Below are 20,049 nucleotides of genomic sequence, written 5' to 3'. Positions count from 1 at the left end.
CCCAGATTCGAAGGGCCCGGGCAAGGCCGGGCGCAAGCGGGAATTTCCACCGCCCGCGGAGCGGTGGCGCTGTGTGCCGACGGGCCGCCAGGTGTTGTGGCTGCCCCAGGAACGCGCTGCCTCCGGCGATGGACGCAGCCGTCACTGAGTTCATCCGGTCCTCCTGGGAAAGCAGTTCCGGCAGTCCGACACTTTTGAAAGTAGGCACGTCTCCGCGCGCCGACATCTTCCAAATTGCTTTTGATCCTGCGGCGTTCTGCAATCCGGCCCATCTCGCCAAGTAGCCCTTGCCAGACGCCCCGGCGGCTTGCTGGGAGGCATGCGGGTGTTCAAGCGGATGTTCAACTCGCCGGCGGACGATCCAGGGTCCCGAGGGCGAGGCTCGGACGTGCCTCGGTCCGACAGGATCCGACGGAGGATGCACAGCAGGTCGGCCCCGTGAACCGTCCTTCTTCCGGCGATGCTGCCGCAGGCGCAGGACGTCACCCCGATGCGGTTCGGCCTTCTCCCACGTCGAAGTCCTCTTCGTCATCGATCAGTTCCCGGAGCTCGACGATGACCGCGAACCCCGCCCTACCGCCGTCGCCCCGACCTCCCGCCCGTCGGCATCTTCGCAGCCGGCGGCCCCCGCAGCGCCCCCCGTGTGAGGATGTGGCCATGACATCGCTGAGGAAGCGCGGGAGCCGGCGGGTCCGCCTCGTGGCCGCGTGGAGTACGGCACTGGCTCTGACCGCCTGCGCCACGAGCGTTTCCGACGAGGGGAGTTCCGGGAGCCGGGAGGCGCAGTACAAGCGTGTCATCGCGGACCCTCGTCCGAGCCCTGCCGACGTCATCGAGGCCGCCGGCGCACCCAGTGGCGTGGCCCGCGCGGACAACGGCTCGCTGCTCCTGACGTACGACGCCGGAAACGTCGAGGACGACGAAGGCCCGGCCGCCTCGGCCTGGCGCATCGTCGATCCCGGCGGCCGAACGGTCGCCGAGCACGCGGAACACACGGACGCGGAGGCGGCGCCGGTCGCGTTCGAAGGAGTGCGCGGCGGCTTCGTCCGGGTGCCATCCGGCGAGGGAGCCGGGGGAGCGTACGCCCTTGACCTGGCCGGCAAGCGGCACAGGGTGGTGATCAGCGAGACCGCCCTGCGCACCCGTCCCGGCGACATCCTGCTCGCCGCACCGGAGCCGACCCTGGTCTACCGGCCTGCCACGCGCACTCTCGCGCCTCCGGCCGGAGTTCCGGCGGACGGCATCCGCTTCGCCGTGGACGAGCGGGGCACGGTGTGGAGCCTCGACCAGCCCCTGACCGAGGAACCCCACCGCGTCGTACGGCAACGCGGCGGTCGCACGTTCGGCCGCATCGCCGTCCCGAAGCCGTACACGGGAGGCGTTCTCGCCGCGCGCGGCGGCACCGCGGGGCTGTCGCTCATCCAGGGGGAGCGCGTGCGGGGCCTGTTGCTGACGACGGACGGCGGCGGACACTGGCGGACCGTGCTCGGAGATGGGATCCCCTTCACCGCTCTGAATGGCGCACCGGAAGCACTTGTCCTGGAGGCCCTGGCGGACGGGCGGCTGCTCGTGGGGGAGGAGGGCGGCCGCTACTGGCTTGCCGGCGACCGTACCAACAGCGCCTTCCACGAGTTGACGACGCCGGCGAGATTCACGTCGCTCACCGTCGTCGGCACCACGCTCTACGGCATCGCGGACGCGACGACGGCGACGTACGACTTGGTCAAGGGCGAGGGTCTGTGGATCTCCAGCGACGGCGGACGCCAGTGGCGGCGTCACCGGCAGCGCTGATCATGGCCGGCCGGGAGGGTCCGGCCGGACCGGTCCTGTACGAGGCGTCGGGCAGGCTCTCCTCAGTGCTTGAAGCCGTCCTTCGCCCTCTCTTTGGTCTGCCGGGCCTTGCCCCGGGCCTCGAGCGCGGCCCCCTTGGCGGCGACGGTCTCCTTGTGCATGGCGTGAGCCGCCTTCCGCACCGCTTTCCCGAGCGCCTGCTCGCCCATGGCCATGGCCTTCTGTCCGGCACTCATGGCGGTCCCTTCATCGGCACTTACCCGTCCACCTGCCCCTGTCCCGGGCGCGGAAACGGCATGCGGTGCACAGGGGACGTAGCGGTCCACTCGACGGAGCGGGTATGACTCGTCCCGTGTCCGTCGTGACGGGAAGGGGAAGCGTGCAGGATCTGCCCAGGTCGGCGACGGAGCCCGACGGCTCCGTGGTGGTGCGCGTGCTCAGCTACAACATCCGCTCCATGCGCGACGACGTCGCGGCCCTCGCCCGGGTGATCCGGGCCTGCCGCCCGGACGTCGTGTGCGTTCAGGAGGCTCCGCGGTTCTACGGCTGGCGCAAGGCCGCCGCCCGCCTCGCACGGACCTCCGGACTCGTGTACGTCTCGGGCGGTGCCACGGCCGCCGGCCCCATGATCCTCTCCTCGCTGCGCGCGCATGTGGAGCGCGCCGAGGACGTCCTGCTGCCCCGTACCCCCGGCCTGCACCAGCGGGGCTTCGCGACGGCCGTGCTGCGGTTCGGCCGGGCCCGGCTCGGGGTGCTCAGCTGTCATCTCAGCGTCGACGACCATGAGCGCTACGCGCAGGGCCGACTGCTCCTCGACAGGGTGTCCGCCCTGGACGTGCCGTACGCCGTCGTCGGAGGCGACTTCAACGACCGGCCCGACGGTCGTACCTTCGGCCTCCTCGCCGACTCCCTGCAGGACGGCTGGGCGACCAACCCGTGGGGGAGGGAGCACACCACCCGGCTCGGTGATCCGCTGCAGCGGATCGACGCGGTCTTCGCTACGGAGGGAGTGGAGGTACTGGGGTGCGGGGTGCCGATGGGGCTCGGCGGGGTCCGGGAGGGCGATCTTCGGGCAGCCACGGACCATCTGCCGGTGCTGGCCGCCCTGCGGGTGCCCGCCGTGTAGCAGGCGGCTTCGCGGCACGCTGCGAAACCTGTCGTATGACCGGGCCGGTTCGGGGTAGAACAGTGCTGGCTTCCGGCGTCGCCGGAGCCGGAGCGACCCCCGCAGACAGGGCTGCTCCCGAGCATGAACGAAGGATCGGCATACATGGCCAGCGGTACCGTGAAGTGGTTCAACTCCGAAAAGGGTTTCGGGTTCATCCAGCAGGACGGCGGAGGCCCGGACGTCTTCGCGCACTACTCGGAGATCCAGGGGAGCGGCTACCGCGAACTGACCGAGGGTGAGCACGTCACCTTCGACATCGGGCAGGGGCAGAAGGGCCCGCAGGCGCAGAACATCGTCCGCGGCTGATCAAGCGTTGCACACAGTGGAGGGCGGCTGCCGTACGGCAGCCGCCCTCCACTGTGTCCCTCGACCGGCCCGTGCACGGCGTGGTCGCCCTAACGCCTCCTGCCGCCTTCTTCGCGCGCCTGCTTGAAGGCGTCCGAAATGGTCTCCGCGGCGCCGGAGAGGGCTCCCTTGGTCACTCCGCGGGCGCCTGACTCGGTGAGCTGTCCCTTGAGCTCGGTGAGGCCGGCCGGCTTGCGCGGCCCGGATTCCAGGTCGAGCCGGTTGCAGGCCTCGGCGAAGCGGAGATAGGTGTCGACACTCGCGACGACGATCCGTATGTCGATCTTGAGTATCTCGATGCCGACGAGAGAGACGCGTATGAACGCGTCGATGACGAGCCCGCGGTCGAGGATGAGTTCCAGTACGTCGTACAGGCCGCTGGAGCCGCCTCCGCCACCCTGTTGTGTCGCCACGGTCATCGCGACCAACCCCTGTCGTCTGATTCGGCCCGGACCCCCTGGGGGGAGCCCGCTGGCAGCACGGTGACCTCGATGTCCGTTGCTGCCGAGCAAGCTTCCCCGTGCGGATGCCCCGCCGGCCTTCGAGGAAACACCTGTGCGAGGACGACGAGGCGTGTTCCGCACGGCCCCGACGAGGGCCGCGCGCCGGGCGGCGGCGGTCCGGCTGAATGATCACCCGCCCGGCGGCCGCCGCCTGCGGCGATCGTCGGCGGCGTTCCGTTTTGGCGCTGATGCCCAGGTCAGAGACGGTGCCCACGGTTCACCCGAGGGCAGGCATGGGCGAAGCATGAGGGGGTATATGCGCGCCCGTCGGTCGTGCAGGCGGCGGGCATCGGTGTACTTCGATCTTGGGAGGGGAGACGAGATGGCGCTCGTGAGCACAGCCACCGTCCACGCGCAGGGAAGCGACGGAGGAGCTGCGGGGGCGGCTGGGCCGGATTCCGACGGACGGGGAGCTGTCGGAGTTGATGAGTCTGCCCGTGGAGGAGGTGCGGGAGGCCCGTCTGGCCGCGAACGGCTACACCTCGGCCTCGCTGGACGCCACGATCCACGGCAGCGAGGACGGCGAGGCGGCGCTGGCCGATTTCATCGGTGCCGAGGACCGGGCCTTGGGGCTGGTGGAGGACTTCCACGCCCTGGCCCCGCTGATCGCCGGCCTCGGCGAGCGCGACCGGCGGATTCTGCACATGCGGTTCGTGGACGAACTCACCCAGGTGCAGATCGGCGAACAGCTGGGCGTCTCCCAGATGCATGTCTCCCGCCTGCTGACCCGCTGCCTGGCCCGGCTGCGCGAGGGCATGCTCGCCGCGCGGTAGGGGGCGAACGCGGGTCCAGGGTTGAGGACGGGGAGGCCGTTCGTCGGAGGGCCCGCCTCTCAGGCCGGGCTGTGGTCCCCGTCGTCAGTTACGGCCGGGCAGGTGGAGGTGGGCCACGACCTGCTTGCCGGTCTCCAGGGCGATGGTGTGCAGCTGAGCGCACAGCTGGGTGACGAGGTGGAGGCCGTGGCCGCCGACGCGGCGGGCGTCACGATCCCGCGGCTCGGGTGGGCGGGGAGATCCGTCGCGTACCGCGATCCGCAGGAGGGCGGCGTCGGGTATGACCTCCAGCTCGAGCCCACCGGGGCCCGGCGCGTGCCGGTAGGCGTTGGTGACGAGCTCGCTGACCACGAGCTCCGCGTCCTGGGACGCCCGGTGCTCCGGTGGGTGCCCCGCGCGGGTGAGCAGGGCGCGCACCGCTTGCCTGGCTTCGGCGACGGGCGGGTGGTCTGCGTCCCAGACGGTGCTGTATCGCAGGGGCGCCGTCGGTTCTCGCTCATCCGGTGCCTGCTCTGTGAGCGGAATGGCCATGGCAGCGTTCCTGTGGTCGTTCCTTGCCTGATCACGTGGTGTGGCTGTCGGGCTAGTCCGCCTACCCACTGTCGGCGCTCTCATGGATCTCATGTCAGCTGGCAGCCGTGGGGCCGGTGCCGGCGATCTTGAAATGGCCGTACGTGCCGCTGAGGCTCAGCAGCCTGTGGACGGCCGGTTGCAGGGGCCCGAGGAGGATGAGGTCGCGGCCGTCGGCACGGTGGCGCCGGTGGGCGTCGAGCAGGGCGTTGAGGAGCATGCTGTCGACGAAGGTGACCTGGGACAGGTCCACCGCCGTGGTGCAGGGCGCTGCCTGATCGGCCTCGGCGAAGGCTGCTTCGACGGCATCGGTGTCGTCGTGGTCGACTTCCCCGCGCATGGTGATCAGCGAGACCTGCTCATAGCGTGTGACGTGCACTTTCGTCTCGAAGGCGGCGGGCATCGCGCTATCTTCACACCAGGTCCCCACAGAATCCAATCGCACGGAAGTACGGTTTTCCGGACTACGTGAAACAAAGCGGTCCGCCGTATCGGTGGCGAGGTGGCGTCGTCCTTCGGTGAGCGGTCACAGGCTGGCTGCCGGCGGTGTGCGCTGGTCGAGGGTGAGGATCCCGTCGGCCATGTGCGCGGACCGGGCCCGGTGTTGCCGGTCTTCGCATTCTTCGAGGAGGGTGTAACCCTCGCAGAGCGCGGCTTCATGTCCGCCGTAGGACTCGAGGTTGACGACGGCTGCTTCGAGATGCCGGATTTCGGTGGCCAGCATCGGTACACCGTCGGCTCCCCGGTCCCTGGCCGCATCGGCTCGTGCGCGGAGGGACGGCAGCAGTTCCGCGCCGCTGGCGTTGCGGATCGTGTCCGTGTCGCCGGCACCGGCCAACGCGAGGCGGGCCTGGGCGTGTTCGATGACGCGGACGAGCGCCCGGTATTCCCCGGCGGACAGCTCGAAAGCCGAAAGGCGCCCGCGCGGCGAGTCGCTGCGGCGACTGGTGTCGTGTGCGGGATGCGGACCACCGGCATGTCTTCGTCTGTCGAACCTCGACATAGCTCCCCCAGGAAGAAGCATCGGCTGATGCCGGCGTACTACTGCCCCGCTCCGACAGTCCAACACTCAACTGTTGTCCCCCGGAAAATCTTTAACCAACCTTGATCGGCTCAGGAGGGATCTTGAGGAACCGGCGGGACGAGGCGCTCACGGGGGAGGAGGGGACCCACTCGATCCTGGACATCGATCGGTGCCGTATGCGGGTTCTCGGGCGACTGAGCCCGCCCGGAGGAGTGTGCGGAGTCTGGTGCGCCGCGGGGCGGGCGTGTCGACGACAGGGCCGGGCGAACCCGTGGTCCTACAGGTGTGACGCCAGAGCGGAGTAGACCTTCCGCCAGGCGTCGGCTCCGGCCCGCGGGTCGTGGTCGGCCGGACGGTCGGCGCAGGCGAAGCCGTGACGGGCTCCCGGATAGGTCACCAGCTCGTGCGGCACCTCCGCCTTCGTGAGCCGCTGCTCGGCCTGCTCCCACTCCTCGGCCGGAATGATGTGGTCCAGCTCTCCGCGGAAGCCCAGCACGAACGCGCCCCCCGCGGCGATGCGCTCGCTCGTCTCCAGCGGGGGCACGGAACCGACCAGGGGAAAACCGGTGTTGAGCAACCAGCCGGGGTAGAAGACCGCGGCCAACTCGAAGCTCAGCTCGGTCGCCGCCCGCATCGCGATATGGCCGCCCATGCTCAGTCCGAGGAACGCCACGCCCCGCTCCCCGGCCTCGGCGCGCGCCGCCGCCAGCGCCGCGGAGGCGTCGGCCACCAGCTCGTCCCGGTCCAGCGCGCGCATCAGCACCAGGCCTTCCTCCCGCTCCTCGGCGGAGTAGCCGAGTCCGGTGCGGCGGGCACCGCGCCAGTAGTAGTCGGGCGCCAACGCGGCATACCCCGCCTCGGCCAACTCCGCGCAGGTCGCGCGGACGTAGGCGTTGACTCCGTACAGCTCGGAGCAGACCACCACCGCGCCACGCACCTCACCCGCGGGTCGGTGCACATACGCCTCGATGCCGCTTGCCTCGCCGAGCGTTTCCCACTGACCGGTCATCGCTACCCCCGTGTAGGAAATGACGGCGCAACTCTAGCGGCTGACAACGGAGTTCCGCGCGGCTGACAACGGAGTTCCGGGGATGCGCGGCTCAAGGCAGCCGGACCGGGGTGGGCAGGAGAGCGTGGGCCGGCAGCGGGTGCCATCGGTCCCCCGCGGCGACTCGGCCGAACGCCTGGTCGCCGAAGTGGAAGGCGAAGCCGTAGGTGCGTCGTTCGCGCAGCTGTGCCAGCAGCGCCGCTCGGGCCTTGAGCACGCCGTCGACGTTCACGTCGGGCCCGGACGGCCATTCGGGATGGGCCACCTGGGCGGGAGTGTGAAAGGCGTCGCCGAACACCAGGATCCTCCGCCCGTCACCGGCCGAGATCACGTAGGTGGTGTGTCCGGGGCTGTGTCCCGGAGTGATCAGCGCGGTGACGCCGGGCCACACCTCGTCACCGTCGTCGAACCGGCGCAGCACCCGCGACATCGGCACCATGAACCCGTCCCAGGACGGGGCGCCCACCTCCACCTCACGGTTCCAGAACGGACCCCACTCGGCCCCCGCCACCAGATAGTCGGCGCAGGGGAACGCCTTGCGCGGCGGCCGGCCGGACCCGGTGAGGAATCCGAGACCGGTGTGGTCCGTGTGGAGGTGGGTGAAGGCCACGGTGTCGATGGATTCCGCAGGCACCCCCAGCGCCCGGAGGGTGCGCAACAGCGCCCCGCCGCGGGAGACTCCGAGGGAGGGCGAGAGCACGTTGGCGCCGAGACCGACGTCGATCAGGAGCCGCCGGCCGCCTCGCTCGACGAGGACACCGCCCGCCGAGGCGGCGATGCGCCCCGACGGCGCCAGCGCTTCGGGATGGTCCTTCCAGTACGAGTCCGGGACGGCGGGGAGGAAGCCGGCACGGTCCAACTCCATGGCCGCGTCCACGACATAGGTGAGCCGGACGTCGCCCACGGTGAGAGTGCGCACGGCCGACTGGTCACCGAGCGATCCGGTGCGGGACCGCGCGGCGCCCGCCTTCGGGAGCGCGGGCGGCAGGGGTGCGGCGAAGGCCGCGCCGGAGACGAATGCGGTGCGCAGCACGCTGCGTCGCGACGGGCGAGGCTTGCGGCCGTCCGGCTCTGTCATGGCTGGGTGTCCTTCGTGACATCGAGGAGGCCGAGCGGCGGGCCGCCGCTCGGGCGGGCCGGCACGCCGGTGGCGTCGCCGACCAGGAGTGCCGGCCAACGGGCCGTGGGCGAGTGGTGCCGGTCCGGTCAGGGCGTCAGCAGGGTCACGGGGTTCGCCCAGGTGATGGCTCTGATCTCCCGGCTCGTCAGGCCCGCGGTCCGGAACCACTGCTCGCTCACGTCCAGCCACTCCTTCACGTCCGGCTGGTCGGGTTGGCCGAGGTCGGAACTGAACACCACCCGCGGGTGGGCTCGCACCACGTCCCCGAGGTGGCTGATGTCGCGGTGCCCCAGCAGCAGCATCAGCGCCGTGATCTCGACGTACAGGCCGGGTGTTCCGGACAGGTCCGCCAGGTCGGCGCCGGAGAAGCCCGACATGGGGTGCGTGGCGTGGGTGAGGACCAGACGCGGCACGCCGAGGCGTACGGCCTCGTCGACGACGCGCAGTGCCGCCTCCCGGTCGCAGTGCCCCGTCGCCACGACGACGGGCAGGTCACGGGCCGCCCGCAGGACCTCGCGCACGTCCCGCCGCAGCCGCCCGTCGGCGTCGAGGACCCGGCCGGTCCGCCAGCGGTCGGGATCGAGCCGGGGGTGGAAGGAGGTGCGGCGCAGACGGCTGGTGTGCGCGGGGCCGACCAGGGTCGGCAGGTGGACGACGAGACGGGCGGGGGCGTCCGGGCCGTGCGCGTAGACGGCCGATTCCACGGCCTGCGGGCGGACACCGCCGACCAGTTCGTTGAGGACGAGACTGCCCGAGACCGGAAGCCCCTCCTGGCGGGCCTCCCAGGCGCGCGCGGCCGTGGAGGTGAGATGGCTCTTCAGGACCACCCAGCCGCCGACCTCGGCATACGCCCGGCCCGCGCCGGCCGAGGTGAGCCGGCGACGGTACAGGTCGGGGCCCGCGTGGTAGTGGACGTCCACCACCACGCGCCCCGCCGGATCATGCACGGGAGGTCCGGGCGCCGCTGTCGTCCCAGGGCTTGGCGTAGCCGAACCGGCGGCGGGCCTCGTCGAGGCGCAGGCCGGCGCCGACGGCCCCGGCGATCGCCTCCTCGGTGTGCTCCACGCGTTCCGCCCGGTCGGCGACTTCGACGGCGTGGTCGGCGGGCACGATCAGGGCTCCGTTGTCGTCGGCGACGACGATGTCACCGGGCCGTACGGTGACGTCCCCGATGACGACCTCCCGGCCGGTCGCGGCCAGTTCCACCCGGTTCTTGCCACTGACCATGGTGACGCCCGTGCTGAACAGCGGGTATCCGGCGGCGCGGATCTCGGCGATGTCGCGGGCCGAGCCGTGGAGGGCGGTGCCGCGCACCCCGCGCCGCAGCGCCAGCCTCGTCAACAGCGATCCCCAGTTGGTGCAGGTGGTGCTGCCCGCGTTGTCGACCACCACGAACGCCCCCTCGGGTACGTCGTCCAGGTAGTTGGCGGCGTTGCGGAAGCCCTGCGCTGAGTCGTCGACGGGCTGGTAGGTGACGGTGAACGCACGGCCTGCCGCGCGGGTGCCGGGAACACGCGGTGCGATGCCGGCGAGGACACCGCCGACCCCGAGGCTGTCGAGTGCGTCGGAGACGGACGCGGTGTCGAGGCGGGAGAGCCGGTCCACCACCTCGTCGACGGTGTCCGACGCGTTCTTCTCCGCGGCGAGTTCCTCGGTCACGGCCTGCGCGACCTCGCGGGTGCCGCTCGTGCCGCCCATGTCGTAGGTGACGGTCGTACGGCGTGCGGCCACCGCGCGCACCGCCGCCCTGAGGTCGTCGCCGGGTACGGAGAGATCCAGGTGGTCGAGCATCTGGGCCACGGCGAGCATCATCGCCATGGGGTTGGCGCGGCCCTGTCCCGCCATGCCCGGGGCACTGCCGTGCACCGGCTCGAAGTAGCTGCCGTGGTCGCCGATGTTGCCGCTGGGTGCGAGGCCGAGGCCCCCCATGACGCCTGCGCCGAGGTCGGAGAGGATGTCGCCGAACATGTTCTCGGCGACCAGCACGCCGAACCGCTCGGGCCTGCGCACCATCCACAGGGCGACCGCGTCGACGTTGAGGATCTCGGTCTCGATGTCCGGGTAGTCGCCCGCCATCCGTTCGAGGCGTTCACGCAGGTGGTTGCTGGTGTGGCGCAGCACGTTCGGCTTGTCGACCAGGGTGAGCCGGGTGTAGCCGCGGGAACGGGCGTAGGCGAACCCGTAACGCAGCAGCCGGTCCATGCCGAACTCGGTCTGCAGGCGCAGCGTGACACCGGTCGCCCGCGGGCCGGACGCCTGCGCGTTGGGGTGTTCGCGGACCACGTTCCACAGCGCGTCGTCCAGGCCGTGGAAGTCGAACCCGGCGTACAGGCCCTCGGTGTTCTCGCGGATCACCGTGAAGTCGAAGCGCCGGTCGACCAGATCGATGACGGGGCGGACGTTGGCGTACAGGCTGAGCCGCTGACGCAGCTGGATGACGGGGGAGACGAAGGTGAGGCCGGTGCCCCTCAGCCCGGAGGGGAGCTCGGCCTCGGCCTCGCGCAGCGGCTTGCTGGTGATGGCGCCCAGCAGACAGGTGTCGGTCTCCTCCAGAAGCTTCCAGGTGCGCTGCGGGACGGGATCGCCCTCGTGGCGCCAGCACTCCCAGCCGATCTCGCCGAAGCGCAGATCGAGGGGGAGACCCAGCTTCTCCACGACGTCGAGGGCCGCGGCGGTGACCTCCGGCCCGATGCCGTCGCCGGGAAGTACAGCGACGCTCTTCATGTGAGTCCCTTCTCCCGCAGGAAGGATCCGACGAGGGCGGACACTTCCGCGGTGCGTTCGAAATGGGGGCGCATGCCGGCCCCCGGAATGACGGCGACCCGGTGGTGGGCCGCCGCCGCGGTGTGGCGTGGGGTGACGAGCTGCGAACGGCCGCCGACGATCTGCAGCAGCGGACCGGGGTGCGCCCGTACCGCGTCGGTCACGTCGATGCCGCACAGCATCCGCATCCCGGCGGCGAGCCGGCGCCCCGCGGCCGGGTCGTGCGGCGCCGGGGCCTCACCGGCGGTTTCGCGGCACCGGCCCTGCGGCTGGACGCGCCGGTCGAGGAGGGCCAGTGCGTGGTCGGACCGACCGCCCGCGGCCAGCTCGGCGATCTCCGTGAGCCTGGCTTCGAGGAGGGCGTCCGTCCGGGCGGGTCCGGAGACGAGTAGCACCGCGGTGTCGGGGGCGACGCCGGGCAGCAGTGCCTGGGCCACCGCGCCGCCCAGCGCGTTCCCGCAGAGCAGGTCCACGGGGCCGTACCGGGTCAGGAGCGCCCGGCAGCGGGCGGTGAGGGAGTGCAGCGAGTCGGTCTCCTCGTCCCACAGGGAGAGCGTGTCGACCACGGTCACCCGCAGTCCGGCCTGGGCCAGGACCCGCGTGACGGGGGCGAAGAACGCTCCCTCGTCCCAGCGCGGGGTGACAGGGGCGAAGACGAGGGCGTGTGCCGGACCGGCGGCGGCCTCGGGTCCGAAGACCGCCGCCGGGACAGCGAGTTCGGTGTGGGTCACCGAACGGTGGCGAGGGTGCGGGCGGTGGCGATGCCCTCACGGTGATTGCCGCCCAGGAGCTCCTTGCGGTGCTCGACCGGCAGGTCGTAGCGGCCGAGGACCAGATCGGGCAGGGGCAGGGAGGGCGTGCCCTCGGGAATGGTGGCGAGGAGCAGGTCCGCCAGTTCCAGGGCGGGGCCCAGGTGGAGCCGGGTGGACGCCTCGGGGTCGGTGCGGTCCAGGTGCGCCAGCCACTGTTCGGCGATGAGGTTGCCCGGGCCCTTGCCCATGCCCTGGATCGACGAGTCCATCCAGGTCGCACCCGCGGCGACCGCGCTGATCGCGTTCGCCAGGGCGAGCCCCAGATTGTTGTGCGCGTGCAGGCCGACCGGGCCGCCGGTGACCGACTTGGTCAGGGTGGTGAGATCGGTCGTGTCCACGGGGGAGAGACTGCCGTTGGAGTCGGCCAGGTAGACGAACTCGGCGCCGGCGTCGGTGGCGGCGGTCGCCACCTCGACGATGTCGCGGCCCGGCCACTGACTGATCCGCGCGAAGTTCACGCCGACGCCGAACCCGATCTCCCTGGCCTGGCGTATGTACTCCAGACCGCGTTCGTAGCCCTTGGCCGGCAGGATGATCCGGACCAGCCGGGCACCCGCCGCGTACATGGCGGGCAGGTCGTGCTCCGTGATGTTCTTCGGGTGCAGGATCATCGCGACACGCTGCGCACCGATCTCGCGGGCCACCGCGGCGATGAACTCGTCGTCTCCGCGGCCGGTGAGGCCGAGGTCGGGGATCGGCAGCAGCGAACCCTTGCGGTAGGCGATCTCGACCCAGTCGAAGCCCGCCTCGACGGTCAGCCTCGCGTGCTTGAGCGCGTAGCTCAGAGGGAAGTTGAAGCCGTTGCGGTACCCGCCGTCGCGGAGGGTGACGTCGATGTTGACGATGCTCATGGTTCCTCCAGGTAGCTGGTGTGGGGGGGGGTGTCAGGCGGACTGCTGGGCCGCGGCGTGGTGCGCGGCGAGCCGGCCGAAGATCAGCGACCGCAGCACGGACGTGGCCGGCGGGTAGGCGTGGTAGTAGAGGCCGGTGGCCTCGCCGGCCGCGTACAGCCCGGGAATGGCGGTGCCGGACGGGGTGACGACCCGGCCGTCCAGGTCGGTGCGGATGCCGCCGTAGGTGAAGCAGATGGCAGCGGTGACGGGGACGCCGATGAACGGCGGGGTGTCCAGCGGTGTGGCCCAGTTGGACTTCCCCGGCTCGAGACCCACGGTGGCCTTGCCGTCGAGGCGGGTCGGATCGAACTCGCCGGGCCCGACGGCCGCGTTGAACTCCGCGATCGTCTTCTCCAGGCCCTCGGCGTCGATGCCGAGCACGGCGGCGAGCTCCTCGAGGCTGTCGGCCTGCTCCGGCGGTACGTCGCTGAGCAGGGAGTTCATGATGCCGGGGATGGCGAGCGTCTTGGCGTCGGCGATCCAGTACGCCTCCTGCTCCTGGTTCCTCCAGATCTCGTAGCCGACGTGCTCGAAGGTGTTGTCCCAGGTGTCACGGCCTTCGTCGAAGAAGCGTTCCATCCTGCCGTTGACGAACACACCGGTGCTGAAGCCGTAGAGGACGGAGTCGGCCTTACGGGTTCGACGGTCGACGGGCTCGGCGTGGATGCCGTCGAACTGGCCCGCGGTGTCGGCGCCCAGCTCCAGGGCCATGCGCAGGGCGTCACCGCGGTTGTTGGTGATGCCCGGGGCGATCAGCGGAAGGTCGCACGCCTTGTCGCCGACGTAGCGGGTGAGCATCTCGGTGTTGCCCTCGAAGCCGCCGCACGCCAGGACGACGGCGTGGCCGGAGAGGCGCTGGGTGCGTCCGTCCGAGGTACGGACCAGCACGCCGTCCACGGAACCGTCGTCGGAGGTGGTCAGCCGCAGTGCCTCCGTCTCGTAGCGGATGTCGACGCGCGGGTCGTTCTCCAGGGCGGCGCCCAGGTGTTCGACGATTGAGGCACCGCCGCCGCGGGGGCTGGCCGGCGGTGTCATCGAGGGGGTGCCGCCGTCGAAGGTGTGGGGCAGCGGGAAGTCCTCGAAGGCGATCTCGACGCCGTGCTTCTCGATGAAGTCCAGGGTCCGGGGGGTCTCACGCTCGACCGTGCGGCAGTACTCGATGTCGGCGAGGCCGCCGGAGACCCGGCTGACGTGCTCGGCCCAGTCCGTGTCCAGCTTCCTGTCCTGGGTGATCCGCAGGAACGCTCCGGTCCAGCGGGTGGCTCCGCCCCGCTCGTCACGGCCGGCGCGCTCGAGGACGGCGATCCTGGCGGGGGTCTCGCGGTGTGCGGTGGCCTCGGCGAAGGACAGGGCGGCCGACAGGCCTGCCGCGCCGAACCCGATCACGATGAGGTCGTACTGCGGCGGGGTGTTCGAGGCTGACATGTTTTCTCCTCGGAAGAAGGCGGAGAGCTGTGGGTCCGTCGTGGGGGAGTGGGCTCAGCGGTTGGGCGTGATGACCCGGCTCGTGCGGTAGAGCCGGTACTTGGCGCCGGTCGTGGTTTCGGCGAACGCCTGGTAGCGGCGGGTGAACTCGGGGTCCTCGAAGATCGCGTCGAAGCGCTTCCGGTCCGTCCAGGCCGCGAAGTTGACGAGGGCGTCGCCGTCGACGCTCGTCAGCAGCCGGGAGCCGCGGAAGCCGTCGGCGGTGGCGGCGACGTGCTCCACGGCGGAGGCGAGCGACGCCACACTGGCGGCGGCGTCGTCGGTGGTGGCCACGTTGATGAGCAGCACGCCGTCGTCCGGCTCGGGAGCGGTGACCACGCCCGGGCTCGCGTTGCGGCCCTCGAAGGAGAGCTGCTCGTACGACGCGATGCCGAGCTTGTGCCAGGGGTCGCTCTCGATCAGCTCGCGTACCTGGGTGTCGTCGAGTTCGGCGGTCACGATGACGGCGCCGCCCTCGGGCCGGGGGCCGCTGAGCAGGATCCGGCCCAGGTCCGCGTGCTCGCGCAGCCAGGCCTTGTGCTCGGCCATGTGGGCGACGACCGTCTCGCGCGGCGTCAGGTAGGTGAGGGTCAGTACGTGGATCATCGGGTCCTCTGTTTCATAAGGGAAGAGATCGGTGGACGAGGCGAGGAGGCCGGCCCGGTCAGGCGGTGGGGGCGCCGGACCGGCGGGCGAGCCGGGCGAGGATCGCCTCCGCATCGGCCACGACGTCGTGGACGACCTGGGCGGCGGGCTGGATGTCCTGGATCTGGTCGAGGACCTCACCGGCGAACATGGCGCGCTGAGTGGTGTCGTCCCGGGCCACCGCGGCGGTCCACTCGGGCTCGACCGTGGCCCGCTGAGCGGCGAGTTCCGCGTCACGGCCGGTCCAGGTGCGGGTGAACTCGTTGCCCACGGAGCGGGCCTGGTAGGCCTCGTCCCACGGGATGCCGCGCACCACGTCGAACGAACGGGTGTCGACGGTGTCCGCGGTGCGCGCGGAGACCAGGTGGGACTTGAACCCGGCGGTGGCCAGAGACTCCTCGGTGGCGGCGAACCGGGTGCCCATCATCACCCCGTCGGCGCCGAGCGCGAGGGCCGCGGCCAGACCGCGGCCGTCCGCGAACCCGCCGGCCGCGACCACCGGCATCGCGCCCTGCGTGACGTCGAGTACGGCGGGGATGAGGGGCAGGGTCGCCAGCGACGCGTGGTGGCCGCCGGCCTCGGCGCCCTGGGCCACGAGCACGGACGCACCGGCCCGTACGGCGACGGCGGCCTGCCCGGCGTCGTGCACCTGGACGACGACGTGGGACCCGGCATCGGCGGCGGACGCCACGTACTTCTGGACCTGTGCCGTGTCGCCGAAGGAGAGGGCGATGACCGGCGGGGCGTAACCGAGCACCTTGTCCCACAGACCGGGCCGGGTGTCGAAGGTGAACATGACGCAGCCGACGCCCCAGACGCCACCGGTCTCCGAGGCCCGCGCCACGTGTTCGTCGATGAACGCCGGGTCGCCGTAACTGACGCCGACGAGGCCGAGGCCGCCCGCCCGGGTGACGGCGCCGGCGAGCCGGCCACCGGACACGGAGCCCATCGGGGCGCAGACGACCGGATGGTCGATGCCCAGCAGTTCGGTCAGCTTGGTCGAGATCACGATGCTCCTTGGTCGGGTCGATGGCATGGCACGGCCCGTCAGGGTGAAGAGGAAGAGATACGCCAGGGAATTCCGCTGGGGATTTCCCGGCGAAGGAGGGGCGAGGTGTTATCCGGATGGATGCCGTTTCGGAAGGAAGGCCGCCCTTGTTTCGTTCAAGAGGCTATCTTCGGTCTCCGCGGGCCGTCCAAGACGCAAACAGCGTGACGTCCATATGCGGGCGGCTATACCGCCTGACGGCATAAACGGGAAAGGCGTGTGACCCGGCCGTGAAGGCCTGGGTCACACGCCGGACGGGCACGTGTGCGGAACTGGGGCCTGTCGTTTGGATCATGCCCGCGTCGCGGGGCGGCGGACAAGGCACCGTGGGCCAGGCCGGCCTGATCCGGACGACAGGCCCTAGTCGGCGACGAACGCCCAGCCGCGCTCCGCCGCGACCTTCCGCAGGAGACGGGCGGTACGGCAGTCACTGCCGGTGATGACGGCGAGACGCTCGCGCGGCGGCCTGCTGGTGGGCAGGGGCCGCCACACCAGGTGCGGCTCCCGCTCCACGGCGTGGTGGGGGCGCAGGGCGACGAGGTCCGCCGTGGTCTGCAACGCGTGCAGGAAGAGGGCGTGCTGGTCCTGATTCACCGGGTGCAGCACGGAGTTCCACCCCAGCTGCGCCAGGTGGGCCGGGACGGTCTCCGCGAACCCCGGTGCGCAGCCTTCCTCGTACCAGAGCAGGCGCTGGCGCGAGAGGTCCTGCCATGTGAGCTCCGGGTGTGCGGCGAGTGGGTGTTCCCGCGCCATGACGAGACCGAGGGGCTCGTCGCGGACCACGGCGCCCACGACGTGCGGCATGGGGATCGGCAGGCGCACGATGCCGAAGGCGATCTCGCCGTGCCGCAGCAGTTCACCCTGGTCCGCCGCGTCCACCGAGCGCATCCGCAGCTTCCCGCCGGTCTCGCGGCTGCCGTCCGGACGGCTCCCGGACAGCGCGTTCTGCACCTCGATGAGAACCTCCGCCGGGACTCCGCCGCACACACCGACGGGCCAGGCCTGCGGTGCGGGGGCTGCCGCCGCGATGGCGGAACGCAGTTGACCGGGAATTCCTTGAATTTCCCGGAGAAATGCCCGGCCCCCGCTCGTCAACTCCACCCCTCGTGAACTGCGGATGAACAATGCGGCGCCGACACGTTGTTCAAGGCGTCGAATCTGCTGACTGAGACTCGGCTGCGATATCCGGAGTTCCTGGGCGGCGGCCGACACGGTTCCGGCGCGAACCACGGTCAGGAAGTAGCGAAGGTGGCGCATGTCGAAGTCGTCGACGCTGCGCGCGTCGGACATCGCGCGCAGTACCTCGTCCCCCGTCGGATCCGGGTTCCGCGGGTCCGTGTCCGTACCTTCCGGGGCGATCCGGTCGGTCCACTCGTCCAGCACGCTCATCCGCTTCCCTCCCAGGAGTCGCCGCCCCTGCCCCGCGCAGGGATGCCCCCACCCGGTCCCGCCGGTGCGGGACCCGGTGAAGCATGGCAAAAGAATTCGTTCTCGAAGGTATTTTTTACGGCCCTGAAACAGCGTCGTCCTCCGCGCGCAAGGGTCCTGGCCCGCCGGCTCCCGACAACGCGTTGAAGAGCAGCCGCCACAACGACTCCCCGCCGGCCGCGCGGTCCTCCTCGACGCGTCCGGGGGGCGCATGCAGCAGTCCGTACATCACGATCATCACCAGATGGGCGACGAGCCGCGGCGAGTACGCGGGAAAGCCGCTGTCCCGCTGGGCCCTGCGCACCAGTTCCATCAGGGCGCCGTGCACCTCGACGAGGATGTCGGACAACGCCCTCGCCAGGATGGGGCAGTCGGCGGCGAGCCGAACCCCGGCCCGCAGTCGCACATCCGACTGCAAGCGGCCGGCGAACCCCACGACGACCTCCTCGAGCACCCCGCCGGCATCGGCGCCCGGGGTGTCGTACTCGGTCCGCAGGCTCGTCCACGCCTGCCGGGACTCGTCGATCAGGGCCCCGGCCAACGATCTCTTGGAGGAGAAGTGTCCGTACAACGCACCCTTGGTCATGCCGATGCGGTCGGCCACCGAACTGAGGGTGGCCCTGCTGTACCCCTGGGAGGCGAACACCTCCGCAGCGGCCGTCAGCACTCTCTCCCTCGTGCGTCGCGCCCGTTCCTGTTGGGTCATGTCTGTGCCCTTCGTCATGGAAAGAGAGCACATACATACCATTGGAGCGACACGTCACCGCAGCGTTCCGGCCCGCGGGACGTCTCACGTGCCCTCCGATGCGAACGGCCCCCGGCGAGCGGAGGCCACCGACCAGCCGAAGCGCTCCGCCTCGTCGTTCAGCACGGGAGAATCTCCCACCACGACCGGATTCCCCACCGCGCGCAGCATGGCCAGATCGCTCTCGTGGTCGCCGTACGCGAAACAGTCCCGCGGGTCCGCACCACGCTCCCGCATGACCCGGACCACGGCCTCGCCCTTCGCCGCCCCGATCATCGGGCGATGCACCTCCCCGGTCAGCACCCCGTCGGCCCCCACCACCAACTCGGTGCACACGACCGTCGACACCTCCAACTCGTCGGCCAATGGGGCGAGGAGCGGACGCATCGAGCCCGAGACCAGCACGACCTCCCGGCCGGCGGCCCGGTGCGTGGCGACGGCGCGAAGGGCGGACCGCACGAAGGCCGCACCACCGCGCCGATAACCGTCGTACCAGAGCCGGCCCGCGGCTTCGAGGTCGGCCAGGGGCACACCCGCGTAGCGCCGGTAGTAGCCGCGGTTCAACGTCTCACGATCGGGAGGCACCGCCGCCTCCGCCCACCACTCCGGCCCGTCGGGGGCGACCCGCGCCGGATGCAGCCGCGACCAGTGCCTCCAGAAGTCGAGCATGCTCTTCTCGGCGATCACCGTTTCGTCCACGTCGAAGAAGGCCAGTGCGGGACACGCGGTCCGGAGCTCCGTCGTCATCGGACACCTCCTGCGCGCGTCAGAGCCGCGTCCGCGTACGCGTCGGCTGCCGCGTCGAGCCCGAGGGCACCGTGCGCCGCGGCCGTCGTGACATCCCGCCACGCACGTTGCAGCAGGCTGTCCGGCGACTGCCCGCGCAGTCCCGAGGCGTGGAAGAGGTCGTCGACCGCCTCGCGGCACCATGCGGCCGCGGTCGCCGCGTCCCGGCGGTTCTCCGCCACCGCGAGCGGGGTCGTCCCCTGCCGGTCCGCCCGGTCCGCGGCACCCTCGAGAAGCAGACCCGCGGCGTGCAGCCGTGCGGACGCCCGGGCCAGCAGCAGGTTCTGGCCCGGTCTACGGGACCCCTCCTGTACGCAGTCGTCCGCCCAGGCCCGCAGCGCCCCACGGGCGGCTCCCAGGACCGGAGCCGCGAACATCAGCCCGGCGACCATCGGATAGGGAACCCGGTGGCAGCGGGCCGCGTCGGGCAGGGGACTCAACAGCGCGCCCAGCGTGAAGGAACGGTGCGCGGGCACGACGATCCCGTCCGCCGTCACGCTGTTGCTTCCGCTGCCTCGCAGTCCGACGGAGACCCAGGTGTCCAGGACGGACAGCTCCTCGCGCGGCACGGCGAATATCCGGTGCTCCCGTGCACCGTCCGCGCCCGGCGTCCAGGACGCCAGCAGAACCCATTCCGCGTGGTCGACACCGCTCGCCGTCCGCCACTCCCCGTCGAGCCGCCATCCGCCGGTCACAGCCGTGGCGCGGCCCTGCGGCGGAACGACGGAGGCGGCGATGCGGACGTCGGGCCCGTCGGCCCAGAGGTCCTGCTGTCCGCGCTCCGGGAGGTAGGCGGCTAGACGGCCGTGCGCCGCGTAGAGCGCGGCGCACCAGCCCGCTGCGGCGCAGGCCTCCGCGACCGCCGAGGCATCCGCGAGCAGCTGCGTGAAGGTGCCGGCCGTGCCGCCCCATCTCACCGGTACGAAGTGGCGCGGGAACCCCGCGTCCACGAGGGCGGCGGCCACCTGCGGGCCGAGCCTGCGCCGCTCGTCGGCCGCCTGCGCGTCCTGCCGGGCGACTTCGACGAGCAGGTCTCGGGCCGGCCGCCCGGCCCGGCCGCTCCGCACACCCCGGACGTCCGACGCACCCTCACCACCTGTCACATCGCCGTCATTTCGTTGTA

At 71.3% G+C, this 20,049-nt stretch carries 21 protein-coding genes and 1 pseudogene; 4 read left to right on the top strand and 18 right to left on the bottom strand.

Translation table 11 applies throughout. From position 1 onward, the window contains the following. Positions 1 to 657 precede the first annotated feature (657 nt). Positions 658 to 1,791 carry a hypothetical protein gene (locus tag N8I86_RS01245; RefSeq protein ID WP_263276807.1) on the top strand — a complete coding sequence of 378 codons (1,134 nt, stop codon included), beginning with the start codon at positions 658 to 660 and terminating at the stop codon, positions 1,789 to 1,791. Positions 1,792 to 1,853: 62 nt separating this feature from the next. Here the strand turns inward: N8I86_RS01245 and N8I86_RS01240 are convergent, their stop codons facing one another. Next, the gene (locus N8I86_RS01240) at positions 1,854 to 2,027 is read right to left on the bottom strand and encodes a hypothetical protein (protein ID WP_198960457.1); all 174 of its coding nucleotides are present in this window, start codon (positions 2,025 to 2,027) and stop codon (positions 1,854 to 1,856) included. A 104-nt stretch (positions 2,028 to 2,131) separates the two neighbouring features. Here N8I86_RS01240 and N8I86_RS01235 point away from each other — a divergent pair, with 104 nt between their 5' ends. Beyond that, positions 2,132 to 2,917 (top strand): endonuclease/exonuclease/phosphatase family protein, encoded by a 786-nt coding sequence (locus N8I86_RS01235; RefSeq protein ID WP_263276806.1) that lies wholly within the window; start codon positions 2,132 to 2,134, stop codon positions 2,915 to 2,917. 144 nt (positions 2,918 to 3,061) lie between these two features. Next, positions 3,062 to 3,265, top strand: coding sequence for a cold-shock protein (locus N8I86_RS01230; RefSeq protein ID WP_073896324.1), 204 nt, complete (start codon positions 3,062 to 3,064; stop codon positions 3,263 to 3,265). Between the two features lie 89 nt (positions 3,266 to 3,354). Here the strand turns inward: N8I86_RS01230 and N8I86_RS01225 are convergent, their stop codons facing one another. After that, the gene (locus tag N8I86_RS01225; RefSeq protein WP_073896327.1) at positions 3,355 to 3,723 is read right to left on the bottom strand and encodes a gas vesicle structural protein GvpA; all 369 of its coding nucleotides are present in this window, start codon (positions 3,721 to 3,723) and stop codon (positions 3,355 to 3,357) included. 446 nt (positions 3,724 to 4,169) lie between these two features. On the opposite strand from N8I86_RS01225, the pseudogene N8I86_RS01220 reads away from it, so the two are divergent. Beyond that, a pseudogene (locus N8I86_RS01220) lies at positions 4,170 to 4,580 on the top strand (sigma-70 family RNA polymerase sigma factor); the annotation flags it as partial. Between the two features lie 84 nt (positions 4,581 to 4,664). Here the strand turns inward: N8I86_RS01220 and N8I86_RS01215 are convergent. From N8I86_RS01215 to N8I86_RS01140, 16 genes are all read right to left on the bottom strand, one after another. Then, positions 4,665 to 5,111: an ATP-binding protein gene (locus tag N8I86_RS01215; protein WP_073896330.1), complete on the bottom strand. Its 447-nt coding sequence runs from the start codon at positions 5,109 to 5,111 to the stop codon at positions 4,665 to 4,667. 94 nt (positions 5,112 to 5,205) lie between these two features. Then, positions 5,206 to 5,553, bottom strand: a complete 348-nt coding sequence (locus N8I86_RS01210) for an STAS domain-containing protein (protein ID WP_241841122.1) — start codon at positions 5,551 to 5,553, stop codon at positions 5,206 to 5,208. Between the two features lie 123 nt (positions 5,554 to 5,676). Beyond that, positions 5,677 to 6,153: a hypothetical protein gene (locus N8I86_RS01205; protein WP_263276805.1), complete on the bottom strand. Its 477-nt coding sequence runs from the start codon at positions 6,151 to 6,153 to the stop codon at positions 5,677 to 5,679. Between the two features lie 298 nt (positions 6,154 to 6,451). Next, on the bottom strand, positions 6,452 to 7,183 hold the full coding sequence (locus N8I86_RS01200; RefSeq protein WP_263276804.1) for a dienelactone hydrolase family protein: 732 nt from the start codon (positions 7,181 to 7,183) through the stop codon (positions 6,452 to 6,454). A gap of 91 nt (positions 7,184 to 7,274) precedes the next feature. Next, a complete protein-coding gene (locus N8I86_RS01195) occupies positions 7,275 to 8,300 on the bottom strand; it encodes an MBL fold metallo-hydrolase (protein WP_263276803.1) in 1,026 nt (341 codons plus the stop codon). A 128-nt stretch (positions 8,301 to 8,428) separates the two neighbouring features. Beyond that, positions 8,429 to 9,289, bottom strand: coding sequence for a DUF6282 family protein (locus tag N8I86_RS01190; protein ID WP_263276802.1), 861 nt, complete (start codon positions 9,287 to 9,289; stop codon positions 8,429 to 8,431). After that, positions 9,282 to 11,066: an isocitrate/isopropylmalate family dehydrogenase gene (locus N8I86_RS01185; RefSeq protein ID WP_263276801.1), complete on the bottom strand. Its 1,785-nt coding sequence runs from the start codon at positions 11,064 to 11,066 to the stop codon at positions 9,282 to 9,284. Before N8I86_RS01185 ends, N8I86_RS01190 begins: the two co-directional genes overlap by 8 nt. Next, on the bottom strand, positions 11,063 to 11,836 hold the full coding sequence (locus tag N8I86_RS01180; protein WP_263276800.1) for an alpha/beta fold hydrolase: 774 nt from the start codon (positions 11,834 to 11,836) through the stop codon (positions 11,063 to 11,065). Before N8I86_RS01180 ends, N8I86_RS01185 begins: the two co-directional genes overlap by 4 nt. Next, positions 11,833 to 12,768 (bottom strand): beta/alpha barrel domain-containing protein, encoded by a 936-nt coding sequence (locus N8I86_RS01175; RefSeq protein WP_073896347.1) that lies wholly within the window; start codon positions 12,766 to 12,768, stop codon positions 11,833 to 11,835. Before N8I86_RS01175 ends, N8I86_RS01180 begins: the two co-directional genes overlap by 4 nt. 33 nt (positions 12,769 to 12,801) lie before the next feature. Beyond that, positions 12,802 to 14,235 carry an FAD-binding protein gene (locus tag N8I86_RS01170; RefSeq protein ID WP_123439339.1) on the bottom strand — a complete coding sequence of 478 codons (1,434 nt, stop codon included), beginning with the start codon at positions 14,233 to 14,235 and terminating at the stop codon, positions 12,802 to 12,804. A gap of 54 nt (positions 14,236 to 14,289) precedes the next feature. Further along, on the bottom strand, positions 14,290 to 14,880 hold the full coding sequence (locus N8I86_RS01165; protein ID WP_263276799.1) for a YciI family protein: 591 nt from the start codon (positions 14,878 to 14,880) through the stop codon (positions 14,290 to 14,292). Positions 14,881 to 14,938: 58 nt separating this feature from the next. Continuing rightward, positions 14,939 to 15,928, bottom strand: coding sequence for an NAD(P)H-dependent flavin oxidoreductase (locus tag N8I86_RS01160; RefSeq protein WP_263276798.1), 990 nt, complete (start codon positions 15,926 to 15,928; stop codon positions 14,939 to 14,941). 399 nt (positions 15,929 to 16,327) lie between these two features. Beyond that, positions 16,328 to 17,356, bottom strand: coding sequence for a LysR family transcriptional regulator (locus tag N8I86_RS01155; protein WP_263276797.1), 1,029 nt, complete (start codon positions 17,354 to 17,356; stop codon positions 16,328 to 16,330). Between the two features lie 115 nt (positions 17,357 to 17,471). Then, on the bottom strand, positions 17,472 to 18,119 hold the full coding sequence (locus tag N8I86_RS01150; protein WP_206745526.1) for a TetR/AcrR family transcriptional regulator: 648 nt from the start codon (positions 18,117 to 18,119) through the stop codon (positions 17,472 to 17,474). Positions 18,120 to 18,185: 66 nt separating this feature from the next. Then, positions 18,186 to 18,887 (bottom strand): HAD family hydrolase, encoded by a 702-nt coding sequence (locus N8I86_RS01145; protein ID WP_263276796.1) that lies wholly within the window; start codon positions 18,885 to 18,887, stop codon positions 18,186 to 18,188. Then, the gene (locus N8I86_RS01140) at positions 18,884 to 20,029 is read right to left on the bottom strand and encodes an acyl-CoA dehydrogenase family protein (protein WP_263276795.1); all 1,146 of its coding nucleotides are present in this window, start codon (positions 20,027 to 20,029) and stop codon (positions 18,884 to 18,886) included. Before N8I86_RS01140 ends, N8I86_RS01145 begins: the two co-directional genes overlap by 4 nt. Between the last annotated feature and the right edge of the window lie 20 nt (positions 20,030 to 20,049).

This window comes from Streptomyces albidicamelliae (assembly GCF_025642175.1).
In the GTDB taxonomy this organism is placed as follows: Bacteria; Actinomycetota; Actinomycetes; order Streptomycetales; family Streptomycetaceae; genus Streptomyces; species Streptomyces albidocamelliae.
This window is presented reverse-complemented; position numbering and strand designations above follow the sequence as displayed.